We start from the raw sequence: 25,346 nt of genomic DNA, 5'->3' as shown, positions 1-25,346 counted from the left end.
ACCGTCTTTGTCTTGTATCACGCCGGCAGACACTGAATAGGCAGGCCTTACCGCCTGTTAACGGTCCCTTACCTGCACCGGGACCTCGGCGGACCGCCTCGTGGCGAACTGGTCTGCGGCAAAACCTTTCAAACCCTCTTCGAAATACAGGCTCACGGTAAACCGCAGCTCCTCCGGCTGCGGCCAGCCATGCAGGGAGTAACCCAGGTTGGGAAGCTGGCCGGGAAATTGTTCCGGCTCCACCGTCAACGAGGCATCATCCTGATAAATGAGCGCCAGCGGCGTTTCCATGAGCTCATCAGGCACGGTGAGATGGGTGAGCAGCGCAAAATCCCGCTGGCTGTCAAACAGGATCCAGTTGGCATCCATGGTGAGCGCCTGGTCAGCAAACGCCTGATCATCCGGTTTGCCGTCGACAATCACCGGAGAGTCGACAAAATTTGCTGTGTACACAGCGGCGCCTGACTGATTGTTGCCATCCACAGTCACCGACACTTCCGGCTCTTTCAGGGTCGCTCGATAAAGGTCGGGAATTTTGGCGTAGGTATGCGCTTCATAATGCGCCGCGTAGCGCATGGCCTGTACCTGGATGGTCATCACGGGAATACCGGCCAGTACCACCTTGGTACGCAAATGCATCACCGAACGAATCGGCCCCACAGAAAACCCCACCCGTTTGGGTCTGAGGTTGTGATTATCCAGGGTCATGCGGGTAAACCGGGACAGTACACCGGCACTCATGCGCATTTTCAGGGTATCGATGATTGACCCCTCGCCCAGATAGCCCCGATAACCCAGATAGCGCCAGTTCAATTCATTATCCGGATCCACATCCAGCTGATAAAGCGCCGTGCGGGTTTCGCCACTGTCGATATCGTGGGCTACATAGTAATTGTCACTTCGTTCAGGATTCCCCTGGACCAGATAGAAATGGCAATCCTCTGCGACGGTCAGCCTGGCAATGAGCTCACCCTGTTCCGGCTTGAGGTCTGCCGGCGCCCGCGGGCCTGCATCTGTCAGCATCATGAGCAGCTGGTCTTGCCCATCCAGTTGGCCTGGAGAACCTGCCAGCTCGAAGCCTGAATCCGCAAACCAGACCATGCCCTTCTGGTCCATTTCATCGAACTGGTAGGCCACCGGGATAAAGCGCCCTTTCTCCACCCGCATGACCGAAAGACTGGATAGCGACATGCCGGATGCGGCGGGCAGCTGCGCGCCGGAAATTTTCACCACGCGGCCTTGATCCAGCGGATCGAAGCGACATTGCGCCTCCGCCGTGACGGTGAAACCCAGAGTGCAAAAAGCCAGAAGAAGGCGAAGGGTCATATTATTGCTGCAGGGTTGCCCGAACGGTGGCAGTGCCGGACTTGCCACCCGGCGTCATTTCCAGATTGCCCAATTGCACGCCTTTTTGCTGCAGGGACTGCAGCCATAGCACGGCCTGCGCAGCGGACTGATCTTCCAGCTGGATACGGACGGAGCGATTCCCATCCGGCGTGAAGTTACGCAAGGTGAGACCGAAATCATCCGCACTGCGGCTCACGTCACTGACCCAGTTGTCTGGCAACCGGCTACCACTGCTGGTGCCAGCGCGAGCGGCCATTACGGCACCGCTGTTGGCGTCTATCCATTCCAGTGTCTGCATGTTGGCCACATACTGTTGGCGAGCCTGATTACGGGCCGCCCATGACGGTGCCCAGATAACCCAGTAGAGCACCACAAACAGCGCCACCACCGCGAGCACCTTGAGCACCTGCTGTTCGCGGGCTTCACGACTGGCATACCACTGTTGCAGTTGCGACCAGCGCTGGCCGGCCAGTTTCTTCAATTCGGCAGATGTCATCCCGGTTGCTCCACCTTGATGCGGGCACTGACGCCCTGGGCGCCGTTGCGGTAATTGGCGATGGAGGCATTGCCCCCCTGCTTTCTTATGGCGTTCTGCAGGGCTTCAAGCTGGGCGTAATCCTTGGCCCCCACATCCAGCAGCAACACATTCTGACGCTGGTCATACTGCAGCCGTTTGGGCTCCACCTTCATGTCTTTGAGCACCTGGGCAACCGGCGCGAGCAACGGGAAAAACGCTGCACCACCGCCATCAACGCCACCGCCAAGGCGCGCCAGACGGCCCTGGAACTGACGGTTCAGGGCCGAGGTCGCCTTGTCGCCGGGGAACAGCTGTTCATAACGCTGTTTCGCCTGCGCCAACGCCTGGTCCGCTGCCTGCTGATAGCGCCACTGCTGTATCCAGAGTGCAACCACCGCAACCAGAAACACCGCGGCAGCCAGGTAGGCAACAGGACGCCAGGGTCCCAACAATGCGTTTTTCTGACGGTCCTGTTTGGGGGTATAGGGGCCGGTCAACAGCTCCTGGCCGTGATACTGACGCAGTTCGTCAAAGAGGGTTGGCAAATCAACCTGTCGAGCCTGATCCAGGCTGTCTCCCAGCAGGGGGGCAAACGCTTCCTGCTGGTCCGCATCAATGACCAGACCCTGCTCGCGATCTATCAACAGCAGCTGCTGACGATTGCCCAGGTCCGCCGTCAGCGGCAGCACCGCCTGCAGACAGTCGCCATCCACCTGCAAGGATGCCATCTGCGCGCCTGCCTCCCTGGCCCATTGCTGGAGCCGGGTAATCAGCTCCCTGCGTACCGCTGATACCTGATAATCGTCCCCACTGCCCTTGCGGGACACGAACCAAAGGTCATCCGGGTTGTCGAGCAGCTGCTCTTCCAGCAGGTATGGCAGGACGCGCTGAAGATGACGGGCCTGCTTGCGACTCAGGGAAACGTGGGTCAATCGGGCGCAGGAGACACTGATGACCACCGCCACGTTGCGCCCCTGGCAGGCCGCCAGCGCCTCGCCCAGGCCGAGCCATTGCACCGCCTCACCGCGGTGGGGCTGGAACAGCACGGGGCTGTCCGGTTGCCATTGGGTTTCCCCGGCACCGGCGAGATAAATCAAGGGAGCATCTGCCACGCTATCTGTCCTTCCATCATTATTCTTGAGCATGCGACCCGCCACACCGGGTTGCATCTGGCTTTCTGTTAGCTGCCGTCGGCATTGTAGAAGGGATTGCACGCCGGTTCGAGGGGTGTCAGCAGCGGACTGACCTGACGGCTGAACACGGCGGTTGTTTCCCCTTGGCCCGTGGCCCTGCGAAGCCGGCTGACCAGCCGGCTGAGCTGACCATCCACTTCCACATCTACCATTACCTGAAAATACTCGCTGCTGACACCCAATAAACTGGCAAGATCGTTCTTTTCGTCGGCGGAAAGGTCATCAAGGGGGGGCAGTTTCATCAGTTCACTGATTTCAGTGACCGGCTTCTCCTGACGCGCGTCGAGTACCGCCTGCACCGCGGCTGTCCCTGCCATGTCGCCTATCACCGCATCAAGCACCTGGGGAGGCGCGGTATTCACATTCAAGGTGGTCCCTAGTGGCAGGGCCGTCAACAATCCCCACGCTTGCGGCTCCGCAGGTTGATCCGCAACCCGAAAGCTGAGCAATGCCCGCATTTCGGATTCATGGGCGGCCGGCAAATTGGGGGTGCGGCGATTACGGTATTCCGGGTCTTCTGCCCCTTCCACGCTGTCGACAATATTGTTGCTGTCCAGCCAGTCAGCCATTTCATTGGCCAGCCGGCTGGCATTGGCTTCGCCGGGGAATGTCTGCTCGATCAGGCGGGTCAGTTGTGCGATAGCTCTGGGATTACGGATAAACTCGTCGCCGGAAGCGGTGATCAGCCAGTTCAGGTTAAAGCGACCCTGCAGATCCTGAACGCTGGCGCTGAGCATGGCATCTTCGTAGGGAGTGGGCGGCAGCTGGACCGCCCACTGTTCTTCCACGCAATCGTCCACCATGGCATTGTTGTTGCGGTCATCCTCCAGATCGTCGATCAGCCCCTGCTGGGCCACCACTTCCGCGGCCATGGCGTATTGATAGCGTTTATCCCATTGCAGCAGGTTGTCTGCCCGGGTCAGGAACCGATCCTGCCGGAAGACAATTTCCAGCGTGATGGTGGCAAGGATCGCGAACAGCATCAGCACGATAATAAGGGCTACACCCCGCTGTTTTGCGTTGCGGGTCAGGACCATGGGTTCACCACCGTACGGTAGAATCGGTGAATGGTGTCGCCATCTTCCAGCTCAATTTCCACTTCGATGCTTTTCGGTAATCGCTGCTGCCAGACAGGAACGGCAGCCAGGGCCACATCCGGCCACAGCTCCAGCCATTGCCACTCTCCCTGTGGAGTCTTGTCCAGATAACGCACCGTAAAGCGGGCCACATCGTCGATCAGCACATCTTGTTGATACTCGGTGGCCACATTGGTATCCAGCACTGGCCAATAACGACGATAGAGTTTGCCGTCTTCCAGCGTATAGATAACCCGCTGCATCTCACTGCGCTGGCGCAACCCGAAGGGGTTGGACCAACCCAGCCGGGTAAATTCCACGTAATTGTCGCGGCCAACGATGGCGGGTTGCGGGTCGCCATAGGGATCGCGGACCGGGCGGCTGATCAGTTGCTCGAAATCCAGGGTCAGGTAGGTGATGGCGCGCTGGTTGCGTTCCATGATGCCGGCATCGGCATTGAGTTGCTCACGGCCCTGCAGGGCCGTGCCAAGAAAACTGGCCACCCAGACGTAGATAAAGGCAAAAATGGCGATGGTGACAACCATCTCCAGTAGCGTGAAACCGCGTATCCTGCCGCGCTGTGACATCAGGACGCAGGCTTTCCAATCAGACTGGCCAGGCGATAGGCCATGCCGCCTTTGTCCTTGCCCCGCAGCGGTCCGACTTCAATGTCCACTCGGCGGGTATCCGGATAAGGCCCTTCAGAAACGGTGGTTTCGATCCACCAGTCACGGCCATTGCGGGACAGTTCACTGTCCGAGGTGCCGGTAGAAGGCCATTGCTGATACACCTGCATCTCCACCAGTTTGTCGGACGCAACCAGGAACCCCAGATGGGTCTCGTTGATGTTGGTGTAGGCCCGGGCCGTGGCTCCCATGCTCTGCCCCAGGGTAACCATGACCAGCGCCAGGATGGAGACGGCAACCAGCACCTCCACCAGGGTAAACCCCTTCTGCTCACCACTCACGGTGCGGCCTCCTCGTCATTGCCGGCATCCGGGTCACTGAATTGCCCCAGTGCCGACACGCGCAAACGTTGTTCAGCATCCACATCATCGTAGGCGCGCAGGGTCAGGGTCACCGGGGATACCTCGCCGCTGGGAAAGAAAAATACCTGGGGGAAATCCGCTTCCTCCTGGTCGCTTTCATCGCCCTCTTCCTGGTCGACCAGGTCGTTGCCTGCGCCGGCCATGACGTCGTCTTTGACCAGGTTCTCGGCCACATCACTGAGGCTGGCCTGATCTTCACCGAGCTCATCCAGTTGCCAGACCAATTCCAGGGATGGCGGTAACCTGTGTGCCTTGAGCGCGGTGTCATCCACGGGCAGGAATTCCCCCTCAACCCTGTCGTAGGCCAGCGGTGTCCAGCCGGTGGTTTCCAGTCGCAGCGCCATCAACTGGCCCGAGAAAAGACTGCGCTCGTTCAAGAGCGCCAGCGTGTCCTGCAAACGGGCGGTTTCCTGCTCCAGTTGGCGACCATCACTGGTCCAGTTGCCCTGGGACACCAGCACTACGGTGAGCAACCCCATCAGCATCACCACAACCATGATTTCCAGCAGGGTGAATCCGGCCTGAATGACGGGGCGCAAGCGCATCTTAATGAATGTCGCGCCAGTTGATGTCGGCATCGGTCCCTTCGCCACCTTCGGCACCGTCAGCGCCCAGGGAAAGCAGGTCGAAGGGCCCGTCTACACCGGGGCTGATATAGACATAATCATTATTCCAGGCGTCCTCGGGCACACTGGAGAGGTACCCGCCATCAGGCCATTTACGGGCGGATGCGGGGCGCTCAACCAGCGCATTGAGGCCTTCTTCACTGGTGGGGTAGCTGCCATTGTTGAATTTGTAGAGGTCCAGCTGCTGGACGATTTTCCCCATGTTGGCCTTGGTCAGGTCCACTTTGGCGCCTTCACCCTGCCCGATCACATTGGGAACAATCACGGCGGCCAGCAGACCGATAATGGCAACAACCACCATAATTTCCAGCAGGGTGAACCCTGACATGGTGCCTTTCGTTTTCATTCCTTCACCTATCCAGCTAGTAAGTTGTTCATCTGCATGATGGGCAGCATCACAGACAGTACGATCAATACCACCACACCCGCCATGAATAGAAGCATGATGGGCCCCAACAGCCCCACCATGGTATTGACCGTGCTGCTCAATTCCCGTTCCTGGTAGTCGGCTGCGCGGGTCAGCATGTGGTCCAGCTCCCCGCTGGCCTCGCCACTGGCGATCATCTGCACCAGCATTGGCGGGAAATAGCCACTGGCGTCCAGGGCCCGGCTCAGGCTGCCGCCCTCGCGGACCTTGGCCGCGGCATTCTTCACCGCGTTTCTGACTTCAAGATTGCCCACCACCTGGGCGGCAATAAAAAGGGCATCCACCAGCGGCACCCCGGAACGACCGAGGATACCCAGTGTGCTGGCGAGACGGGCGCTGTCGGCAGCCCGCAACATGGTGCCGACCATGGGCATGGTGACCATTTTCCGGTGCACCCGCAGGCGGAAACCGGGATCGCGCATGGCGCGCATGAAGGCCACAACAGCCACAACGACAACCAGTAGCAGCAACCAACCCCAATCGCGGGCGAAATCACTGAGCGCCATGACGATACGCGTCAACAGGGGCAGAGTCTGGTCACGGCCTTCAAACACCGCCACCAGCTTGGGGACCACAAAGGTCATCATCAGCATGATGACAATGGTGGCGAACACCATGATAAAGGCCGGATAGATCATCGCCTGCGCCACCGAGCGACCAGTGTCGTGACGGGTTTCCAGGTAATCTGCCAGTTGCTCGAGAACCTGCTCCAGGTGTCCGCTCTGCTCACCCGCAGCCACGGTGGCCCGGTACATCTCCGGGAAGGCACGGGGAAAGGATTCAAAGCTGCTGGCCAGGCTGAAGCCCTCGCGCACCTTGGCGCGAACCGCCAGAACAATGCGTTCGATTCTGTCATTGGCGGCCTGCTTGGCCACCGCGGACAATGCCTGCTCCACAGGCAGGCCGGACTTGAGAAGAGTCGCAAGCTGGCGTGTCAGCAGGGCCTGCTCTGCCCCTTTCAGCTTGCCAGACGCGGAAAATTGCCCGAGACCGCCGGAACGGCCGGAGTCATGGGCTTCATGCACTTCAATGGGCACCCAGCCCTTGTCACGGAGCTGCTGACGCACCTGGCGGGCACTGTCCGCTTCCAGAGTGCCTTTCTTGATTTTGCCCCTGTGATCCAGGGATCGATATTCGAATGCAGGCATGGATCAGGGGTCCGGTCAGTCCTCGCGGGTCACACGCAGCACTTCTTCCACGCTGGTGTGTCCAGCCAGTACTTTACGCCAGCCATCCTCACGGATGCCACTGGTGAGGGTACGGGCATGTCGGTTCAGTTCCAGCTCGCCGGCCCGGTCATGGATCAGCTGGCGCATTGTTTCATCAATCATTACCAGCTCATAGATACCGGTTCGCCCACGGTAGCCCTGCTGATTACAGGCATTGCAGCCCTTGGGGTGATAGAGGGTACAGGATTCATCCTCCGGCAATCCCATCATTTTCAATTCGCTGGCACTGGGCTGATAGGGGGTCTTGCAGTCATCGCAGAGAACCCGCACCAGTCGTTGCGCCAGAACCCCCAGCAGGGAACTGGAGAGCAGAAAGGGCTCAATCCCCATATCCTGAAGGCGGGTTACCGCGCCCACGGCGGTATTGGTGTGCAAGGTAGACAGCACCAGGTGACCGGTCAGGGATGCCTGGACGGCGATTTCTGCGGTTTCCAGATCGCGGATCTCCCCCACCATGACCACATCCGGATCCTGGCGCAGGATGGCGCGCAATCCGCGGGCAAAGGTCATGTCCACTTTACTGTTGACCTGGGTCTGACCGATGCCTTCAAGCTGGTATTCGATCGGGTCTTCTACCGTCAGGATATTGCGGGTGCTGTCGTTCAGGTCCGCCAGTGAGGCATACAGGGTGGTGGTTTTACCGGAACCGGTGGGCCCCGTCACCAGGATAATCCCGTGGGGCTTGTGAATCAGCTCGCGCATATGCTGGTCACAGACATCTCCCATGCCCAGGTGCGATAACTGCAAACGCCCTGCCTGCTTGTCCAGAAGACGCAGCACCACCCGCTCGCCATTGCTGGAAGGCATGGTGGATACCCGCACATCCACATCTCGCCCACCAATACGCAGGGAGATACGGCCATCCTGCGGAATCCGCTTCTCGGCGATATCCAGCCGGGCCATTACCTTGATCCGGGAAACCAGCAGGGGCGCCAGTTCGCGCTTGGGAGTCAGGATTTCACGCAGTACCCCATCTACCCGCAGGCGCACTACCAGGCGCCGCTCGAAGGTTTCGATATGGATATCGGAAGCATCCTCACGGATGGCCTCCTGCAGCAGGGCATTGATCAGCCGGATAATCGGCGCATCGTCTTCCTGTTCCAGCAGGTCGGAGGTTTCCGGCAGGGAATCCGCCAGACTGGCAAGGTCCAGACCTTCCAGGTCGTCAGCGGCCTCCGCGGCAGCCCCCCGCTGCTGCTCATAGGCTATCGCCATGGCTGCGGTAAATGCGGCGTCATCCATGGGAACCAGGGTGGGCAACCGGCCGATGTGACGCTGCACTTCACTCAGGGCGGAAAGGGGGACGTCCTTGCGATAGCATAATTCGCGGCGCCCATCCTTTTCACGCAACAACACACCGTAGCGCCGGGCGAACCCATAGGGCAGCAATGACGGGGGAAGGTCCTGATTTTCCGGCGTCTCGATGTGCTCGTTCATTTCAGTATTTGTCCATCAAATTCTCGATCACATTGGCGGTGATCTCTGTCAGTGCCAGAAACTGGAAACCCACCTGATACTCTCCGGGAGCGTCCAGGACTTCCGACCACACTACTCTGGCGTCAAAGCTGATGGTGTTGACCCCGGAAATTTGATCCGGCAGCACCATTCCCATCTGCAACACCTCACCCTGAGAGATTTCCCGGCGGGTAAACAGCTTGAACCCGTCCAGGCTGATATTCATCAGGCGGCCCACGTTACCACCGGTGCTTCGATCAAACACCACCATTTCCCTAAACAGTTTCTTGCGGGGGTGGCGTCGGTGGTCCTTGCGGCTGTCGCGGACATCATTCTCGTCATCCGCCTTGCGCAGCACAATAACCACACCCGTGAAATTGCCGGCATCGTCATTGATGGCATTACCCCGTACTGACAAGGCTACCAGTCCGTCCTCGTCCTGTGTGTACAGGCTGTGTTCGTTTTTCCAGCCTTCACCCTGCTGGCAGGCCTGCCGCAGGGGGGATTCCTGCCACTCCCAGCGGCGCTTGCCGGTATCATCATTGAAAATCAGCGCGGCAATATCCCGGCCTATCAACTCATCACGGGGGCGACGCAGCAGCGCACAGGCGGCTTCATTGCAGAACGATACCTTGCCGCCGGCATCGGCACCGATCAGTGCCTCACCCAGGGCATGAAGCAGCCGCTCATTCTCGTCTTTCAGGCGTTTCATCTGCACCACTGCCTGCTGCAGTTTCTTTCGCTGGCGATCCAGCTCCAGAAACACATTGACCTTGGCTTCGAGAATTTTCTGGTCGATGGGCTTGAACAGATAGTCCACAGCGCCACATTCGTAGCCCTTGAAGACATACTTCTGCTCTTTGGAAATGGCCGTCACGAAGATAATGGGGATATGGCGGGTTTTCTTGTTTTTGCGCATCAACTCCGCGACTTCAAAACCGTCCATCTCCGGCATTTGCACATCAAGTAACACCAGCGCGAAGTCGTACTTCAGCGCCAATGACAAGGCTTCATTGCCTGATTGTGCCATGACAAGATTTCGCCCTTCCCCGTCAAGAATAGCCTCGAGGGCGATAAGATTTTCCCTGTGATCATCCACAACCAAAATGTTTTGCTTCATAGGTCTACTACCCTGCAACCTGTTCTGCCAGAAAGGTCCCGATTGCTTCAAGGTCGAGCACTCTGGAAACTGCACCTGTTTTTATTGCCGCTTCGGGCATGGCCGGTGCTTCTGCGCTTACCGGTGACTGGGCAATGGTGAACCCGCCACGACGGTGAATGTAGTCAATTCCTTTTGCTCCATCTTCATTGGCGCCGGTAAGGATAACCCCTGCAAGCTGTTTTCCGTAGACCGCCCCGGCGGAAAGGAACAGCTCGTCTACCGACGGCCGGGAAAAGTGTACGGGCCTTCCCGCAGACAATGCCAGCGTCTCGTCCTCTTCCACCAGCATGTGGTAACCCGGTGGTGCCACATAGACACAACCCGGCTGAATCTCTTCCTTGTCTTCCGGCGCGATCACGGGCAACTGGCAATAACGGGCCAATAGCCAGGGCAGCCGGTTTTCAGCACTGGCGTGCTGGTGCTGAACCAGCAGAATGGCGGCCGGAAACCCCACAGGCAATGCCGACAAGATGGTCGTGTAGGCATTCAACCCTCCCCAGGAGGCCCCCATGACGATCGCCTTTACCGGTCCGATCCTGTTTATCACGATGGGTTACCACTGCCCTCCCCGCGCTGGCTCTTGCCCGCTTCATAGGCGGCGCGGTGTGCCTGGGCCTCACGCAGTTTTTGCTGAAGTTCCCGCCTCTGCTTATCCAGGCTGAGAAAGAAATCCACCTTGCTCTTCAGGATCAACGGGTCCAGGGGCTTGAACAGATAGTCCACGGCGCCTGCCTGGTATCCCTTGAAGACATACTTCTTCTCTTTACTGATCGCCGTCACGAAGATAATCGGGATCGTCTGGGTATCTTTTCTCTGACGCATCAGCTCGGCGACTTCAAAGCCGTCCATACCGGGCATCTGCACATCCAGCAGCACCAGGGATATATCTTCCTTGAGCAGAATCTTCAATGCTTCCTGGCCGGAATGCGCCTTGATAAGGGTGCGCCCCTCGCCTTCCAGCACTGCCTCCAGCGACACCAGGTTGGCGGGTTGGTCATCCACGAGTAGCAGCTTCTGCTCTATCATTGGTTGTCTCTAATCATGCGTTGTGAGGGAATTGCCGTTTGCGAAATATCCGCAGCGGTGTATTGATCACATCAAAGGTCTCTTCCTGACCACTGAAACGCAGGCTTTCCTTGGTACCCAGACAAAGGTAACCCCCCATGTCCAGGCTGTCGCTGAACAGCCGTATCACCCGGGCCTGCAGGGCACGATCGAAATAGATCAGCACATTGCGGCACAGGATCACATGCATTTCACCAAAAACCTGGTCCGTTGCCAGGTCGTGGTCGGCAAAAACGATATTGCGCTTGAGGCGCTGCTCCATGATCACGCTGTCGTAGCGTGCGGTGAAATAGTCGGACAGGGAATGACGGCCTCCAGCCCGGCGATAGTTGTCGCCATACTGCTTCACCGCCTCAATGGAATAAATGCCCTTTTTGGCGGACGCCAGCACATTCTTGTCGATATCGGTGGCATAAATCATGGCGCGATCGTAGAGCCCCTCTTCCTCCAGCAATATGGCCATGGAATAGATTTCTTCGCCGGTGGAACAGCCGGCATGCCAGATCTTGATGAAGGGGAAGGTTTTCAGTACCGGCACCACCTCTTCACGGAAGGCGCGATAGAACTCCGGGTCACGGTACATCTCTGTCACATTGACCGTCAGATCATTGAGCAGGGTCACGAAGAACGGCCGGTCCCTGAGCACTTTATCCGTCATCTCCATGATCGAGGCGAAGCCGGACATGGTCATTCTGTGCATCACACGACGACGAATGGAGGCCTTGCTGTAGGAACGGAAATCGTAGCCGTACATCTGGTAGATAGCCTCCATCAGCAGGCGGATTTCAATATCCTCCACATTGACCTCATCATCATCGATGGGATAAGGCTCAGCCATTCATTGATCCTCCAAGACCTACTTGTGGAGCCAGACCCGCAACAGCGAGGTAAGTTTTGCCATATCAATCGGTTTCGAGCAGTAGTCATTCGCCCCGGCCTGGATACATTTGGCCCGATCGTCTTTCATGGCCTTGGCAGTGAGGGCCAGGATCGGCAGCTTCTGGAAACGGCTTTGCTCACGGATAAGACTCATGGCCTCATAGCCATCCATTTCCGGCATCATGATATCCATCAGCACGATATCCATTTGCGCATTCGCTTCCAGCACATCCAGGGCTTCACGGCCATTATTGGCAATGGTGATGTCGAAACCCAGCTCTTCAAGCTGGGCCGACAGCGCATAAATATTGCGCATGTCATCATCTACCAGTAGCAGCTGTTTGCCCTCGAAAATGTCATCGCGATGCTCGATCGCATCATTGCCGGGACGACGGTTGGCCGGCAATGTGGACTCCAGCCAGTGCAGGAACAGGGAGGCCTCATTCAGCAGGCGTTCATGGGAGCGTTCTGTCTTGAGAATGATTCGATCCGCGTATTTGCGCAGCTTCGCCTCTTCCTCACGGGTCATGTCCTTGCCGGTATAGATCACCACCGGAACGCTGTCATAACTCTCGCTGGCGTGCAGGGTTTCCAGTAATTCAAAACCACTCATGTCCGGCAGGGTCAGATCCAGGATCATGCAATCGAAAACGGTTTCCCGAAGTGCTGTCAACGCTTCCTCACCACTGGTGGCGGCGGTAATTTCCACCCCTTTCTGGTCAAACAGCTCGCGGATACTCTCGTGCTGTATCTCACTGTCTTCCACTACCAGCAGGCGCCGAACATTGGTCTCAATGGCCCCTTCAATCTTGGCGAAAGCAGAAAGGATGTCATCCTGCTTGGCAGGTTTGGTGAGAAAGTCGATGGCTCCCAGCTCCAGCGCCTTCTTGCGCTCATCCCGACCGGACAGGAAATGAACGGGGATATCCTTGGTGCGGGGATCCGCCTTGAGCTTCTCCATGACCTCCCATCCATCAATACCGGGAAGACCGATATCCAGAATGATGGCACTGGGACGGTAGTGACTGGCGTATTCCAGACCGGCCTCACCATCAGAACAAATATGCCCTTCGAGCCCGTAGTCCGCGGCCAACTCCAGGAGGACATTGGCAAATTCAATGTCATCCTCAACGATCAATACGGTTTTTTCCCGCACCACAAAATCGTCTCGACCCGACTCATTCGGGGTCAATGCGGCGGTGTGGGCCTCCGCGTTGCTGCCAATATCTGCCTCACCGGACACATCACCAGGAGTGGCATCCATGGATTCCGCAGAACCTTCAGGCAGATACAGCATAAACGTGGAGCCGGTGCCTTCCCCGTCACTGTAAAGGCTGATCTCCCCGCCCAGCAGGCGGGCAAGTTCGCGGGAAATCGTCAGCCCCAGACCCGTACCGCCGTATTTGCGGCTGGTGGTGCCATCCGCTTGCTGGAACGCCTCGAAGATCAGTTTCTGTTTTTCGGCCGGTATGCCGGCGCCGGTGTCGGTAACCGCAAATTTGATGGTCTTCTCGGGCAGAAGATGGCGGGACGGCAGGGTCTCCCCCTCTTCCGGGCGGGCAATGGTCAGTGTCACTGAGCCCTGCTCGGTAAATTTCAGGGCATTGGAAAGCAGGTTCTTGATGATCTGCTCAAGGCGCTGACGATCCGTGTAGAAATAATCAGGAAGGTTATCGCCCAGATTGACATGGAAATCCAGATTGCGGCTTTCCGCCACGTGGGCAAAGTTACGCCGGAAATGTTCACCAATTTCCTGGGCAGACAGGTCATCAATGATGACATCCATCTTGCCTTCTTCAATCTTGGAAATATCGAGAATATCGTTGATCAGACTGAGAAGATCCGAGCCCGCGGAATGAATGACCTGGGCATGCTCGACCTGCTTGTCATCCAGATTACCCTTCTTGTTCTGGCCCAGCGCATTGGAGAGAATCAGGATCGAGTTGAGCGGTGTCCGCAGTTCGTGGCTCATGGTTGAGAGGAACTCGGACTTGTACTTGGACGACATCTCCAGTTCGCGGATCTTGTCCTCCAGCTCATGGCGAAGCAACTCAAGTTCGTCGTTCTTCTGCGCCATTTCCGTTTTCTGTTCGGTCAGCAGGCGTGCCTGGGCTTCCAGCTCCTCGTTGGTGACCCGGAGCTCTTCCTGCTGGGCCTGCAGACTCTCCTCTGAGGCTCGCAAGGCCTGCGTCTGGGATTCCAGTTCCTCGTTGATTGCCTTGAGCTCTTCCTGTTGCTGCTGCAGTCGGGATTCGGAGGCAGACAACTCCATGGCCTGTTCTTCCAGATCTTCATTGACCTGTGCCATTTCCTCTTTCTGCCGCTCCAGGGCCTCAGCCTGCTCCTGGGTTTGTTCCAGCATCTGTGCCAGCCGCATACGGCTTTGTACGCTGTGCACGGATACCGCAATCACCGAAACGCACTGTTCCAGGAATGTCAGGTCTTCATCACTGAATTCCCGGAAAGCACCGATCTCGAGAACCCCCTTGATTTCGTCATCATGAACAACCGGCATTACCATCACATTGCGGGCCTGCCCGGTACCGGTTCCCGACGCGATACTGATGTAATCCTCCGGCACCTGCTCGAGCAGAATGCTCTTGCGCTCCAGGGCGCACTGGCCAACCAGGGACTCGCCCAGACGGAACGTATTCGCCAGATGTTTGCGGCGCTGCATGGCATAGGAGCTACTTAACGTGAGCTGCTCGGTGGCAGGATCGAAGCTGTAAAAGGCCCCCACCTGGGCTTCCAGCACCGGCACCAGGAAACTGAGCATATTGTTGCCCAGCTGCTCGAAGCTCATCTCCCCGCGCATGCGGTTGTTAAGCTCGGCCAGATGGTTCTTGATGGTTTCCTGTCGACGATCCTCGGTATGGCGTTTTATCAGCGAATCTCGCATCTTGCGAATGGCGTGCAGCAAGTGTCCGGTCTCATCACGACCGCCCTTCTCGATCTTGGTATCCCACTTGCCGTTGGCAATATTGTCGGCAGCGTTTACCGCGCCTTCCAGCGGCAAGGTAATGGCACGGGTAACCCGCAGGGCAATGAGAGCCAGCAGCGTAAAGGCCACCAGGCCGAGAAAGAGGCCGATTTTCTGGGTGCTGAGATTGTCCGAGCGGCTGGCATTCAGTGTGTCTCGAAACGCCTCGTAGCGCTGCTTTTCGAAGGCTTTCTGGTGCGTCTCGTAGGCGTCCTGGAGGCCACGAACGTGGCTGATGCGTTGATACAGATCATCGGCGGCGGCATCGCTGTTAATCAAGCTGCGCGCCAGGGTGGTGGCTTCGCCGATATAGGCGCTGAAGCTGCGACGCAAATCCTCCACACTGCCCGACAGGCTCGGGTCGGTGCGACGAATATCCGCCAGCCGCTGCTCGAACTCGGCGGCACGACTTTGCGCTTCCTGCAACAGATCCGGGTCAGCCTGGGTGATGGCAGCAATAAAGGATTCACTGATGGCAATGAAATCCACATTGTTGGCATTAACCAACTCCAGAACGGGAAAGTCCTGGCTTTCAATACGTTTCAGATGATCAATATTGGTTTCGGCGATATAAAAGCTGTAGGCCGCATAAACGACGAACAACACAATCCCCAGCCCGGCCACAGACAGGATCTTCAGCCGCACTGACAGGTTCTGGAACCAGTTCATTCAGATAGCCCTCTCGCCTTTCCGGCTTTTTGTTCTCATTGCCCCCCGAAAGGGCCATGCCTGTATCCGTGATGGGATGGCGGACCAGGCTAAGACTAAAGTGTGAGGCTACCAGAAAGCGGGCTGATACGGCAATAAAGTGCCTGAAGTTGCGTAACCAGATAGTTGATTTGACTGGGATTTTTTCTGACTAGCGGCAGGTGCAGACTCGGGCCGAGTCAGAATGGGTATAACCAGGAGGGGGAAAGCAATAACAGGAAGCTGGTGCCCGGGGCGGGACTTGAACCCGCACGACCAAAGGTCAACGGATTTTAAGTCCGTTGCGTCTACCAATTTCGCCACCCGGGCGGTGACCGTGCAGGTCGAAAATTGGAGGCGCGGGTCGGAATCGAACCGGCGTACACGGAGTTGCAGTCCGCTGCATAACCACTCTGCCACCGCGCCTTTAAACTGATTTACCAAGAAAAAACCTCGGCGGAACCGAGGCTTTTGAAAACTTGGAGCGGGAAACGAGATTCGAACTCGCGACCCCAACCTTGGCAAGGTTGTGCTCTACCAGCTGAGCTATTCCCGCTTGTCTTGCTTTGAAAAGTCGCCGCGAAGCATGCTTCGTTGCGGGGAGAATTCTACCCATCGCCCCCTCACTGTCAACCCGGCCCGGCTGGTTTTTTCTGATTTTTCAGCACTTTGACTAAAAAACCCTCGATTCTGCCAGGGCCAGACTCGCGCGGGCCGGCTTAACTCCGCTCAGTCACCACTTTTCAGCAATTCCGGGGCGGCAGCGCGCAAATATGCGCCCATGGACCACAGGGTCAATGCCGTGGCCAGGTACAGGAGACCGTAGCTGAGCCACAACCAGGGAGTCATCATGATATCGCCCAGGGCATCGAACTCGGGCTTCTGGGCCAGTAACAGGGTGATGGCTGTCATCTGGGTCACCGTCTTGATCTTGCCCAGCTGACTGACTGCCACCCTGCCCCGCTGACCCAGCTCCGCCATCCATTCACGCAGGGCGGATACCGCGATCTCCCGGGACACAATCACCATGGCGGGCACCGCCAGCCAGGCCGTGGCATGCACCTGCACCAGCATGACCAGGGCCACCCCGACAATCAGCTTGTCTGCCACCGGATCGAGGAAGGCACCCAGAGGGCTGGTCTGGTTAAGGCGACGGGCCAGGTAGCCGTCCAGCCAGTCGGTAATGCCCGCAGCCAGAAACAGGGCCGCCGCACACATATCGCTCCACTTGAAGGGCAAGTAGAACACCAGAACCAGAACGGGAATTGCCAATACACGAATCATGGTGAGGATATTGGGCAAATTCAGGATCGGGCTCGTTTTCTGCATAGGTACTACCGCCAAAATAAGGGCCTGTTGATACCCCGCTGCTCCGTCGAAATCGTTGCAAAGAGCATAAAAAGACACGAACGCAGGGCATGGCCAGCCATAATGTCTGCCGCTGTCGATCAACGCAGGCAATAACAGGCCGAAAGAGTCAGTATAACGGAAAGGCCACGGTGACTCATTGCCGATTTATCATCAGCCCAGGCCACCCTGACTCAGCGCACGTGGCGATTCTGCCTGTTAGTGCCCCTAATCATGAAACCAGTCATACAGGGTTTGTGCCATCTGGGCATTGATCCCCGGAACACGGGCCAACTCCCCGGCCGAGGCATTGCGTAGCTGTTTCAGGCCACCAAAGTGCGTCAACAGCGCCTTGCGACGCTTTGGACCGATGCCGGGAATTTCGTCCAGGGAGGATTGCTTGCGCGCCTTGCCACGCCGGGCGCGATGGCCGGTGAGCGCAAAGCGGTGGGCCTCATCGCGAACCTGCTGCAACAAGTGCAACGCGGAGTGGGACGGCCCGGGCACCAGTTCCTTACCATCGGGCAGGTACAGCACTTCAAAGCCGGGACGCCTGCTGGGCCCCTTGCCAATACCCATGACCCGAACGCGATCGTGCAAGGCAAGCGCCTGCATCACACTCCAGGCGCGCTGCATCTGGCCCTTGCCGCCATCAATCAGCAGCAGATCCGGCAACCTGCCCTGCTCCTTGAGCACCCGCTGATAGCGCCGGCGCACCGCCTCTTCCAGCGCTTCATAATCATCACCGCCATGGGCCGGGGACACATTGAAATGGCGATAATCGGTTTTCCTGGCGCCCTGCTGGTCGAACACCACGCAGGACGCCACGGCTTTTTCGCCCTGGGTATGGCTGATATCAAAGCACTCGATCCGGCGAACCGGCTCATCCGCCCCGAGCAAGGCCTCGAGGGCCAGAAAGCGCTGCTCCATGTGCTCGCGGGCGGCCAGCTCGGCCGCCAGAGATTGCTGGGCATTGGTCTGGGCCATGGCAATCCAGGCAGCACGCTCTCCGCGAACCCGCCAGGCCAGACGCACCTTCTTGCCCCAGTGCTGGCTTAATGCCTGCTGTAATGCCTCAGCGCTGGCAGGCTCCAGGCCCAACAGGATTTCCTGGGGTTGCACCGGGTCCTCCCGGTCCCCCAGATAGTATTGCGCCAGGAAGGCCTCGAGAATATCGTTCTGATCTTCCTCGCCGCGGGTATCCGGGCGAAACGTCCGGTGGCCGAGAATCCTGCCCCCGCGAATCATCAATACTTCCAGTACAGCCAGGCCATGGCGGCTATCGATGGCCACCACATCCAGATTCCCCTGCCCGGTTTCCGCATACTGCTTTTGCTGAACAGCCTGTATGGCTGCCAGCTGATCGCGAATAATGGCGGCCCGCTCAAAATCCAGTGACTGGGCCGCACTGTTCATTTCCCGGCTGAGCTGTTCCACCACTTCCCGGCTGCGGCCATCCAGAAAATCCATGGCCAGCTTCACCTGTCGGGCATAGTCCTGTTCGCTCACCAGCCCCACACAGGGTGCCGTACAGCGATTGATCTGGTGCTGCAGACAGGGTCGGGTGCGGTTGCGAAAATAACTGTCGCTACAGTTACGTACCTGGAAGACCTTTTCCACCAGGGACAGGGCTTCACGAACTGCGCCACCACTTGGATAAGGACCAAAGTAATGGCTGCCACTGCGGCGACTGCCGCGGTGAAAGGTGATGCGCGGGAAGCGGTCAGCGCTGGTAATACGGATGTAGGGGTAGGATTTATCGTCCCGCAGGAGAATGTTGTAGGGCGGCCGTAGTTCCTTGATCAGCGACTGCTCTAGCAGCAAGGCCTCCGCCTCACTGCCCGTCACTGTGGTCTGGACACTGGCGATACGCCCCACCAGGGCCCGGGTTTTCGGGCTGGTAATATTCTTCTGGAAGTAACTGCTCAGACGGGCCTGAAGATTACGGGCTTTACCCACATAGAGGACATCACCCTCATCATTGAGCATGCGATAGACGCCCGGCTTGCGAGCGCAATGATCAAGAAAATGTTGCGGGTCAAACTCTGACAAGGGAACAATCTCGGCCGGTTACTGCCCACAAAGTGTAACAGTTTCGCCCAGCCAGTTGTCTGTTTCCCGTGACCGCCCTGTTGCCATCAGGGAACGGTATTCTCAACCGCATCCAGCATGCCATGGCGTACCGCAAGCAGTGCCATTTCCACATCACTGGTCACGCCCAGCTTATCGAAAATGCGATAGCGGTAGGTATTGACGGTTTTCGGTGACAGGCACAGTTTGTCAGCCACATCCTGCACCTTGTGGCAGTTGACGATCATCATCATGATCTGCAGCTCGCGCTCGGAGAGCATATCCAGCAGCGTGGCATCCTCACCGGTGTAGGGCTTCAGCGCCATGGTCTGGGCAATTTCCGGGCTGATGTACCGCTGCCCGGTGGTCACAACCTTGATGGCCCTGACCATTTCTTCCAGGCCAGCCCCTTTGGTCATGTAGCCGGCGGCGCCGGCTTTCATCAGCCGCGAGGGAAAGGGTTCCTCCTCGCACATGGTTACCGCGATCACGCGGATGCCCTCGTCCACACGCAGCAATTTGCGAGTTGCCTCAAGGCCGCCGATGCCTGGCATCTTGATATCCATCAACACCACATCCGGCACCGTTTCCTTGGCCAGTTGCACGGCCTGTTCGCCGGAGCTGGCCTCACCAACAACCCGCAAACCTTCAACCTCGTCCAGCATCCTGGAGATACCGGTTCTGACCAGATCATGGTCGTCCACTACCAATACTTTGATCATTGCTGCTTTCCCCCGGGTAATCCTTTACCCACTTCTTTTTCAGTATGTTCCGAAGAGTAGCGTCTGTGCACCCGCATGCATAGGGCAAGATGAACAAACGATGACATAGCGCACGTGCCCCGAATATTTACCGCCCGCGGGCCAGCCTGCATAAAACGGGTTAGCCATTGGTCGCGTTGACGCTGGCAGCAAAACCGCTAACCATAGGCTGCATGCCCGAACGGGCCCATCATAGCGACAATGACAAAGGGCACCCCATGAGCGCAATCGTTTTACTTTTGCTCGGTCTGGGTGGCATGGCCGCCGGATATCTATTCTACTCCCGCTTTATTGCATCCCGCATCTACAAGCTGGACCCTGCTTTTCGGACACCCGCCCACGAATTTGAGGATGGGGTGGATTTTGTGCCGACCAACCGTTTTGTCCTGTGGGGCCACCACTTCACCTCCGTTGCCGGCGCCGCCCCCATTGTCGGGCCGGCCATCGCGGTGATCTGGGGATGGTTGCCGGCCTTTGTGTGGGTAGTGCTGGGCACGGTTTTTTTTGCCGGGGTTCATGACAGCGGTGCGCTCTGGGCCAGTGTCCGCAACCGGGCCAAATCCGTAGGCGCCCTCACCGGCGAGGTGGTGGGTTATCGAGCCCGCACCGTGTTCATGATCGTTATTTTCCTGGTGCTGTTGATGGTGAATGCCGTTTTCGGGGTGGTCATTGCCAAGCTGCTAATCAACAACCCGGGGTCCGTGGTCCCGGTATGGGGTGCCATCGCGGTAGCACTGATCATCGGCCAGCTCATTTACCGCCGCATCATTGGCCTGGGACTGGTCTCCGTGCTGGGGGTGATCGCCCTGTACAGCCTGATTTATGTGGGTCCCCAGGTCCCTGTGACATTACCGGAACAGGTCATGGGCCTGTCCGCCAACGCCAGCTGGATTCTGCTGTTATTCGCCTACGCGGCCATCGCCTCCCTGCTGCCGGTCTGGGTATTGTTGCAACCCCGCGATTACATCAATGGGCTACAACTTTTCGTGGGGCTGATTCTGCTCTATGGCGCTGTGCTGATTGGCAATCCACAGGTCGTCGCCCCCATGATCAATAACGATGTGCCTGCAGGGACCCCTTCCCTGTTACCCCTGCTGTTCGTCACCATCGCCTGTGGTGCCATTTCCGGCTTCCACGGACTGGTGGCATCCGGAACCAGCTCCAAACAGTTGGACAAGGAACCCGATGCCCGTTTTGTCGGGTATTTCGGCGCCGTGGGTGAAGGCGCCCTGGCTCTGGCGGCCATCATCGCAGCCACTGCCGGCTTCGCCACTCTGGCGGACTGGCAGGCTGTCTATACCGCTTTCGGTAATGGCAGTCTGAGCGCCTTCGTCAACGGTGGCGCCAATATTCTCGCCGGTGGTACCGGCATGGATGTGGGCGTGGCGGCCACACTCCTCACCGTCATGGCAGCCCTGTTTGCTGGCACCACCATGGATACCGGCCTGCGCCTGCAGCGTTATATCTTCCAGGAGTGGGGGGAAATCTATCAGCAGAAGTGGCTGACCCGCCCTCTCCCCGCCACTCTGCTGGCAGTGGCCAGCTGTTTACTGCTGGCCTTTGGAGCCGGAGGGGCTGACGGTTCCGGCGGCCTGCTGATCTGGCCTTTGTTTGGCACCACCAACCAGTTGCTGGCCGGACTAACCCTGCTGGTGATCACCATCATGCTGGTGAAACGGGGACGCCCTGCCATTTATACTCTGGCGCCCTTGGTATTTCTGTTGGTCATGACCCTGTACGCCCTGCTGATTCAGCTGAAAAGTTTCTACGACCAATCTGACTGGTTCCTGCTGGGGCTGGATCTGGTCGTGCTGGTAGCCGCCTTGCTGGTGACCCTGGAGTGTGCAGCGGCCTTGAAACGCGCCTTTAGCGCCCCACCGGAGAACATCTGATGTCCGGCAAGACTCGGCTGCTTTTTCGCCGTCTGGGCGAACTGGGCGCCCAGTACTACAACGCGCCCTATCGGGCGGCCATCGCTCGAGCCAAACGGGACGAGGAAGACCTGTTCATGCTGCTGGTATTTGCCGAAATGATGGGTGTACCCAACCCGGCGACCTGGAGCACGCTGGAACTGCAACCGCTACTCATGGACCGTTTCCACGATTGGCATACCCGCATGGGCATGGAACGTTCCCCGCTCGACCATTTCCGCTGCTGCTGATGGCTGAGACCGCTCTGGATCTGGATCGACTGCTGGCGGAAAAGTCCCTGCTGATGGTTGGCGGCAAGGGCGGCGTAGGGAAAACCACGACCGCCTCGGCACTGGCCCTGCGCGCCGCAGAACAGGGGCGCCGGGTATTGCTGGTATCCACCGATCCCGCCCACAGTCTGGCCGACGCCTTCGACCGGCCCATCGGCAACCACCCGACCCGCATGGCTCCCAATCTGGTCGCCCTGGAGCTGGACCCGGATCAGGAAGTGGAGGCATATCTGGATCGTGTCAGTGCCCAGATGCGGCGCTTTGCCGGCCCGGACCAGGTGCGGGAGCTGGAAAAGCAATTGCGTCTGAGTCGCCAGTCTCCTGGTGCCCAGGAAGCGGCTCTGCTGGAACGCATCGCTCGCACTATCGATGAAGACAGCCGCGACTATGACCTGGTAATTTTCGATACTGCACCCACCGGCCACACTCTGCGACTGTTGAGCCTGCCGGAAGTGATGGCCGCCTGGACCGATGGTCTGTTACGCCACAATGAAAGAGCACGAACCCTGGGCAAGGTGGTCGGACACCTGACTCCCGGCAAGGACCTGGACAGCCCGCTGCAGGACCCCACCGAACACGCCACCGCAGATCTGGACCCGCGCAGTCGAGAAGTGGCAGAAACGCTGATGACCAGACAGCGCCTGTTCCACCGCACCCGACGGCAGCTCAGCGACCCGGACCACACCGCCTTCCTGTTCGTACTGACCCCGGAACGCCTGCCCATCCTGGAAACCGCCCGCGCCGTAGCCACCCTGCGCGACAGCCATATCCCGGTGGCAGGGGCCATCGTCAACCGGGTACTCCCGGATGCCGCCGACAGCGCCTTCTTCGCCGCCCGCCTGGTGCGTCAGCAACGACACATGATCGAACTGGATGAGGCGCTCAAAGGACTACCCAGAATCCAGCTACCGTTGCTGGAGGATGATATTCAGGGACTGGACGGGCTACAGGAATTTGCGGCTTTGCTGGAACCAAGGATATAGACACGCAGGTTTTCGAGTTACGATTTACGAGGAGCGAAAATCAAAACCAGCTTCGACTTTTGCTCCTCGTAACTCGTAACTCGCTACCGCTCCGTCGTCGGTTTCGTCGCCCGATTGGCCATAAAAAAAGCCCGCGCTCTTGCGAGCACGGGCTTCTTGTTTGGCGGAGGGGGTGGGATTTGAACCCACGGACGGTCTCCCGTCGCCGGTTTTCAAGACCGGTGCATTCGGCCACTCTGCCACCCCTCCAGACAGGCCCGCAATAATACATGAGCAATGAAGTCAGTCAATCGCGCTTCGCAAATCCTCGCTGCAACTGGTGGAAAGTTAATCAGCTGCGGGGCCAACTCAATCATCTCCTCACTAAATCGGGAACAATCAGCCACACTGCACATGGGTAGCCGCCTCATCAACGCTTCCCTGTCTTTGAGAGACTGCCACTGCCGATCAGCATTTGTTCAGTCATAGCAAAACCCGATGCCTTTGCCGATTCGGATCAACCCCGTTGCGGCGCCGTTTTGGTCGAAAAACGGCTGTAGCGCCCGCCCTGCCCTGATCCCCCGTCGGACCCATAAAAAATCGACCTTTATGCCTTGTTTCTTCGCTTGATTTTGGCGTTACCGCCCTTATTATCACAGGGACAATTCCTAAGGATGAGTGCAAACACATGAATAACCAGACCAACCCCTATTCCGTCTCTCCGCACGGCGTAGCCGTCACCGGGGAGCGCGCGGCCCAGGTATTGAAGAACACCTACATGCTGCTGGGGCTGTCACTGATTGTGGCCACCGGCGCCTCCTGGTTTGCCATGGCCAGCAACATCGGCTTTGTTAACGTCTGGCTGACCCTCGGCGTGTACTTTGGTCTGCTTTTCGCTACCAACATGCTCCGCAACAGCGCCTGGGGCATTCTGGCCGTATTCGGTTTGACCGGCTGGCTGGGCTTTACGACTGGCCCGATCATCAACATGTACGCGCAAATGCCGGGCGGCATGGAAATCGTAACCATGGCCCTGGGCGGCACTGCAGGCATCTTCGTGGCCATGTCAGCCATCGCTCTGGTGACCAAGAAAGACTTCAGTTTCATGACCAATTTCATCATGGTCGGTATTCTGGTGGCTTTTATTGCGGCAATCGCCAATATTTTCTTCGCCATACCCGCACTGGCCCTGGCGATCTCCGCCGCTTTCGTATTGCTGTCCTCAATGCTGATCCTGTGGCAGACCAGCGCCATTATTCACGGCGGCGAGACCAACTACATCATGGCCACGGTAACTCTGTTCGTGTCCCTGTATAACCTCTTCATGTCTCTGCTGCACCTGCTCACCGCCCTTGGTGGCGATGATTGATGCGGTTTGCCCTTCTGGTCAATGCGGCGGCGGATTCCGCCGCCGCACTGACTGCCCTTGATACTGCCCGGGCATTACTGGCCCACCCCAACTTCCATCTGTACCGACTTTTCTTCTACCGTGACGCCGTGCACCTGGCCAACCGTCATGCCTGGCGTGGCGACGGCGATCAGGCCTGTGCCGCGCAACAATGGCAGCAATGGCTGGCTGAAAACCCTGTTGATGCAGTGGTTTGTGTAGGCGCAGCCCAGCGACGGGGCGTGGTACCGGATACCCTGGCAGAGGGCTTTACTCTGGCCGGTCTGGGCCAGTGGGCCGATGCTCTTATCAACAGCGACCGGGTCATTCAGTTTGGCTAACCCGATTCTCTACATCGCCACCGGCAGTGCGCCGCTTTCCAGCCAGTTTCAGGAAACCCTGGATATGCTGTTAACCGGGGCAGCCTTTGGCCAGCCCACGATCCTGTGGCTCACCGAAGCGTCCCTGTCTCAGCTGCAACGGGCACCCAGCGACGCTCTGGCACAGCTCCCCGACTTTGGCGTACGCTGTGTCACTGACAGTCTTGCGCCAGTGACGCCAGTCCCGGTAGAGACGCTGGACTCTCAATCCTTGCTGAGGCTGCGCGACCAGTGCGCTCAGGTTGTGGTGTTCTGAAGCGATGATTCATCTGATCGGTTTTCCCCCGCACAGTCCCCAACGGCAGACATTCGAGACCCTGTATCGTGACGGCGATATCTGCGTGTTCAGCGATGCCGGCCTGCTGTGCGCTTCCGGCTTCGCACTGAAAGGCGAAGGCTATTTGCTGCAGCACTCCGCACTGGCTCTGCCGGACAACACCTTGCCTGTTATTGACCACGCCCGGTTGCTGGAGCTGGTCGCCGAACATGGCCCCTGTACCAGTTGGTATTGATATCGCGCTCACTCGTCGTACGCTTCACGCAACATG

25 protein-coding genes and 4 tRNA genes are annotated in these 25,346 nt (G+C 58.2%); 7 read left to right on the top strand and 22 right to left on the bottom strand.

Annotated elements, in window-relative coordinates:
- Nucleotides 1-57: 57 nt before the first annotated feature.
- From C4S63_RS04605 to uvrY, 21 genes are all read right to left on the bottom strand, one after another.
- Nucleotides 58-1,326: a hypothetical protein gene (locus tag C4S63_RS04605; RefSeq protein WP_103916845.1), complete on the bottom strand. Its 1,269-nt coding sequence runs from the start codon at nt 1,324-1,326 to the stop codon at nt 58-60.
- A gap of 1 nt (nt 1,327) precedes the next feature.
- Nucleotides 1,328-1,843, bottom strand: a complete 516-nt coding sequence (gspM, locus tag C4S63_RS04600) for a type II secretion system protein GspM (RefSeq protein WP_103916844.1) — start codon at nt 1,841-1,843, stop codon at nt 1,328-1,330.
- Nucleotides 1,840-2,976: a type II secretion system protein GspL gene (gspL, locus tag C4S63_RS04595; protein ID WP_103916843.1), complete on the bottom strand. Its 1,137-nt coding sequence runs from the start codon at nt 2,974-2,976 to the stop codon at nt 1,840-1,842. The genes gspM and gspL overlap by 4 nt, the downstream gene beginning before the upstream one ends.
- Nucleotides 2,977-3,044: 68 nt before the next feature.
- Nucleotides 3,045-4,094: a type II secretion system minor pseudopilin GspK gene (gene gspK, locus C4S63_RS04590; RefSeq protein ID WP_103916842.1), complete on the bottom strand. Its 1,050-nt coding sequence runs from the start codon at nt 4,092-4,094 to the stop codon at nt 3,045-3,047.
- Nucleotides 4,085-4,720, bottom strand: coding sequence for a type II secretion system minor pseudopilin GspJ (gspJ, locus tag C4S63_RS04585; RefSeq protein ID WP_103916841.1), 636 nt, complete (start codon nt 4,718-4,720; stop codon nt 4,085-4,087). The genes gspK and gspJ overlap by 10 nt, the downstream gene beginning before the upstream one ends.
- The gene (gene gspI, locus C4S63_RS04580) at nt 4,720-5,100 is read right to left on the bottom strand and encodes a type II secretion system minor pseudopilin GspI (protein ID WP_103916840.1); all 381 of its coding nucleotides are present in this window, start codon (nt 5,098-5,100) and stop codon (nt 4,720-4,722) included. Before gspI ends, gspJ begins: the two co-directional genes overlap by 1 nt.
- A complete protein-coding gene (gene gspH / locus C4S63_RS04575) occupies nt 5,097-5,726 on the bottom strand; it encodes a type II secretion system minor pseudopilin GspH (RefSeq protein ID WP_103916839.1) in 630 nt (209 codons plus the stop codon). The genes gspI and gspH overlap by 4 nt, the downstream gene beginning before the upstream one ends.
- 1 nt (nt 5,727) lies before the next feature.
- A complete protein-coding gene (gspG, locus tag C4S63_RS04570; protein WP_103916838.1) occupies nt 5,728-6,153 on the bottom strand; it encodes a type II secretion system major pseudopilin GspG in 426 nt (141 codons plus the stop codon).
- Between the two features lie 8 nt (nt 6,154-6,161).
- Nucleotides 6,162-7,382 carry a type II secretion system inner membrane protein GspF gene (gene gspF / locus C4S63_RS04565; protein ID WP_062817297.1) on the bottom strand — a complete coding sequence of 407 codons (1,221 nt, stop codon included), beginning with the start codon at nt 7,380-7,382 and terminating at the stop codon, nt 6,162-6,164.
- 15 nt (nt 7,383-7,397) lie between these two features.
- Nucleotides 7,398-8,900, bottom strand: coding sequence for a type II secretion system ATPase GspE (gene gspE / locus C4S63_RS04560; RefSeq protein WP_062817296.1), 1,503 nt, complete (start codon nt 8,898-8,900; stop codon nt 7,398-7,400).
- Nucleotide 8,901: 1 nt separating this feature from the next.
- Entirely contained in the window at nt 8,902-10,038 is a 1,137-nt protein-coding gene (locus C4S63_RS04555; protein WP_062817295.1) for a response regulator, read from the bottom strand.
- A gap of 7 nt (nt 10,039-10,045) precedes the next feature.
- Nucleotides 10,046-10,627 (bottom strand): chemotaxis protein CheB, encoded by a 582-nt coding sequence (locus C4S63_RS04550; protein WP_234999933.1) that lies wholly within the window; start codon nt 10,625-10,627, stop codon nt 10,046-10,048.
- Nucleotides 10,624-11,106 carry a two-component system response regulator gene (locus C4S63_RS04545; RefSeq protein WP_063508679.1) on the bottom strand — a complete coding sequence of 161 codons (483 nt, stop codon included), beginning with the start codon at nt 11,104-11,106 and terminating at the stop codon, nt 10,624-10,626. Before C4S63_RS04545 ends, C4S63_RS04550 begins: the two co-directional genes overlap by 4 nt.
- 13 nt (nt 11,107-11,119) lie before the next feature.
- Complete coding sequence (locus C4S63_RS04540; RefSeq protein WP_062817292.1) at nt 11,120-11,983, bottom strand: protein-glutamate O-methyltransferase CheR; 864 nt, start codon at nt 11,981-11,983, stop codon at nt 11,120-11,122.
- 18 nt (nt 11,984-12,001) lie between these two features.
- On the bottom strand, nt 12,002-15,673 hold the full coding sequence (locus C4S63_RS04535; RefSeq protein ID WP_103916836.1) for a response regulator: 3,672 nt from the start codon (nt 15,671-15,673) through the stop codon (nt 12,002-12,004).
- Nucleotides 15,674-15,935: 262 nt separating this feature from the next.
- Nucleotides 15,936-16,021, bottom strand: a tRNA-Leu gene (locus C4S63_RS04530).
- Between the two features lie 22 nt (nt 16,022-16,043).
- A tRNA-Cys gene (locus C4S63_RS04525) sits at nt 16,044-16,117 on the bottom strand.
- A gap of 54 nt (nt 16,118-16,171) precedes the next feature.
- Nucleotides 16,172-16,247 (bottom strand) — tRNA-Gly (locus C4S63_RS04520).
- 173 nt (nt 16,248-16,420) lie between these two features.
- Complete coding sequence (pgsA, locus tag C4S63_RS04515; RefSeq protein ID WP_082810885.1) at nt 16,421-17,020, bottom strand: CDP-diacylglycerol--glycerol-3-phosphate 3-phosphatidyltransferase; 600 nt, start codon at nt 17,018-17,020, stop codon at nt 16,421-16,423.
- Nucleotides 17,021-17,266: 246 nt separating this feature from the next.
- A complete protein-coding gene (uvrC, locus tag C4S63_RS04510) occupies nt 17,267-19,090 on the bottom strand; it encodes an excinuclease ABC subunit UvrC (protein ID WP_103916835.1) in 1,824 nt (607 codons plus the stop codon).
- Nucleotides 19,091-19,176: 86 nt separating this feature from the next.
- The gene (gene uvrY / locus C4S63_RS04505; RefSeq protein WP_062817289.1) at nt 19,177-19,830 is read right to left on the bottom strand and encodes a UvrY/SirA/GacA family response regulator transcription factor; all 654 of its coding nucleotides are present in this window, start codon (nt 19,828-19,830) and stop codon (nt 19,177-19,179) included.
- Nucleotides 19,831-20,087: 257 nt separating this feature from the next.
- Here uvrY and C4S63_RS04500 point away from each other — a divergent pair, with 257 nt between their 5' ends.
- Genes C4S63_RS04500 through C4S63_RS04490 form a run of 3 tightly spaced genes read left to right on the top strand, consistent with a single transcriptional unit; the run spans nt 20,088 to nt 23,052 of the window.
- Nucleotides 20,088-21,761 carry a carbon starvation protein A gene (locus tag C4S63_RS04500; protein ID WP_063508276.1) on the top strand — a complete coding sequence of 558 codons (1,674 nt, stop codon included), beginning with the start codon at nt 20,088-20,090 and terminating at the stop codon, nt 21,759-21,761.
- Nucleotides 21,761-22,030 carry a cory-CC-star protein gene (locus C4S63_RS04495; RefSeq protein ID WP_103916834.1) on the top strand — a complete coding sequence of 90 codons (270 nt, stop codon included), beginning with the start codon at nt 21,761-21,763 and terminating at the stop codon, nt 22,028-22,030. Before C4S63_RS04500 ends, C4S63_RS04495 begins: the two co-directional genes overlap by 1 nt.
- Entirely contained in the window at nt 22,030-23,052 is a 1,023-nt protein-coding gene (locus tag C4S63_RS04490; protein ID WP_103916833.1) for an ArsA family ATPase, read from the top strand. The genes C4S63_RS04495 and C4S63_RS04490 overlap by 1 nt, the downstream gene beginning before the upstream one ends.
- Nucleotides 23,053-23,213: 161 nt before the next feature.
- Here C4S63_RS04490 and C4S63_RS04485 read toward each other — a convergent pair.
- A tRNA-Ser gene (locus C4S63_RS04485) sits at nt 23,214-23,301 on the bottom strand.
- A 418-nt stretch (nt 23,302-23,719) separates the two neighbouring features.
- Between C4S63_RS04485 and C4S63_RS04480 the strand changes: the two genes are divergently transcribed.
- From C4S63_RS04480 to C4S63_RS04465, 4 genes are read left to right on the top strand one after another with little or no spacing between them, the layout of a single operon-like run.
- Entirely contained in the window at nt 23,720-24,400 is a 681-nt protein-coding gene (locus tag C4S63_RS04480; protein WP_062817286.1) for a Bax inhibitor-1/YccA family protein, read from the top strand.
- A complete protein-coding gene (gene tusD, locus C4S63_RS04475) occupies nt 24,400-24,759 on the top strand; it encodes a sulfurtransferase complex subunit TusD (RefSeq protein ID WP_062817285.1) in 360 nt (119 codons plus the stop codon). Before C4S63_RS04480 ends, tusD begins: the two co-directional genes overlap by 1 nt.
- Nucleotides 24,752-25,054 carry a hypothetical protein gene (locus tag C4S63_RS04470; protein ID WP_146063351.1) on the top strand — a complete coding sequence of 101 codons (303 nt, stop codon included), beginning with the start codon at nt 24,752-24,754 and terminating at the stop codon, nt 25,052-25,054. Before tusD ends, C4S63_RS04470 begins: the two co-directional genes overlap by 8 nt.
- 4 nt (nt 25,055-25,058) lie before the next feature.
- The gene (locus tag C4S63_RS04465; protein WP_103916831.1) at nt 25,059-25,310 is read left to right on the top strand and encodes a hypothetical protein; all 252 of its coding nucleotides are present in this window, start codon (nt 25,059-25,061) and stop codon (nt 25,308-25,310) included.
- Nucleotides 25,311-25,346 lie beyond the last annotated feature (36 nt).

Origin of the sequence: Alcanivorax sp. DSM 26293, from assembly GCF_900107995.1 — a bacterium.
GTDB lineage: Bacteria > Pseudomonadota > Gammaproteobacteria > Pseudomonadales > Alcanivoracaceae > Alcanivorax.
The sequence above is the reverse complement of the archived record's forward strand: the minus strand, read 5'-3'. Positions and strand labels throughout refer to the sequence as shown.

Excerpts from the sequence above, each read along its gene's own strand:
- uvrY (WP_062817289.1), bottom strand. The coding sequence starts at position 19,830 with ATGATCAAAGTATTGGTAGTGGACGACCATGATCTGGTCAGAACCGGT.
- C4S63_RS04490 (WP_103916833.1), top strand. The coding sequence starts at position 22,030 with ATGGCTGAGACCGCTCTGGATCTGGATCGACTGCTGGCGGAAAAGTCC.
- C4S63_RS04555 (WP_062817295.1), bottom strand. The coding sequence starts at position 10,038 with ATGAAGCAAAACATTTTGGTTGTGGATGATCACAGGGAAAATCTTATC.
- C4S63_RS04480 (WP_062817286.1), top strand. The coding sequence starts at position 23,720 with ATGAATAACCAGACCAACCCCTATTCCGTCTCTCCGCACGGCGTAGCC.
- C4S63_RS04535 (WP_103916836.1), bottom strand. The coding sequence starts at position 15,673 with ATGAACTGGTTCCAGAACCTGTCAGTGCGGCTGAAGATCCTGTCTGTG.
- gspM (WP_103916844.1), bottom strand. The coding sequence starts at position 1,843 with ATGACATCTGCCGAATTGAAGAAACTGGCCGGCCAGCGCTGGTCGCAA.
- gspE (WP_062817296.1), bottom strand. The coding sequence starts at position 8,900 with ATGAACGAGCACATCGAGACGCCGGAAAATCAGGACCTTCCCCCGTCA.
- gspK (WP_103916842.1), bottom strand. The coding sequence starts at position 4,094 with ATGGTCCTGACCCGCAACGCAAAACAGCGGGGTGTAGCCCTTATTATC.
- C4S63_RS04605 (WP_103916845.1), bottom strand. The coding sequence starts at position 1,326 with ATGACCCTTCGCCTTCTTCTGGCTTTTTGCACTCTGGGTTTCACCGTC.
- gspJ (WP_103916841.1), bottom strand. The coding sequence starts at position 4,720 with ATGTCACAGCGCGGCAGGATACGCGGTTTCACGCTACTGGAGATGGTT.
- C4S63_RS04500 (WP_063508276.1), top strand. The coding sequence starts at position 20,088 with ATGAGCGCAATCGTTTTACTTTTGCTCGGTCTGGGTGGCATGGCCGCC.
- C4S63_RS04495 (WP_103916834.1), top strand. The coding sequence starts at position 21,761 with ATGTCCGGCAAGACTCGGCTGCTTTTTCGCCGTCTGGGCGAACTGGGC.
- C4S63_RS04465 (WP_103916831.1), top strand. The coding sequence starts at position 25,059 with ATGATTCATCTGATCGGTTTTCCCCCGCACAGTCCCCAACGGCAGACA.
- pgsA (WP_082810885.1), bottom strand. The coding sequence starts at position 17,020 with ATGCAGAAAACGAGCCCGATCCTGAATTTGCCCAATATCCTCACCATG.
- C4S63_RS04540 (WP_062817292.1), bottom strand. The coding sequence starts at position 11,983 with ATGGCTGAGCCTTATCCCATCGATGATGATGAGGTCAATGTGGAGGAT.
- gspH (WP_103916839.1), bottom strand. The coding sequence starts at position 5,726 with ATGCGCTTGCGCCCCGTCATTCAGGCCGGATTCACCCTGCTGGAAATC.
- gspG (WP_103916838.1), bottom strand. The coding sequence starts at position 6,153 with ATGAAAACGAAAGGCACCATGTCAGGGTTCACCCTGCTGGAAATTATG.
- tusD (WP_062817285.1), top strand. The coding sequence starts at position 24,400 with ATGCGGTTTGCCCTTCTGGTCAATGCGGCGGCGGATTCCGCCGCCGCA.
- C4S63_RS04545 (WP_063508679.1), bottom strand. The coding sequence starts at position 11,106 with ATGATAGAGCAGAAGCTGCTACTCGTGGATGACCAACCCGCCAACCTG.
- gspF (WP_062817297.1), bottom strand. The coding sequence starts at position 7,382 with ATGCCTGCATTCGAATATCGATCCCTGGATCACAGGGGCAAAATCAAG.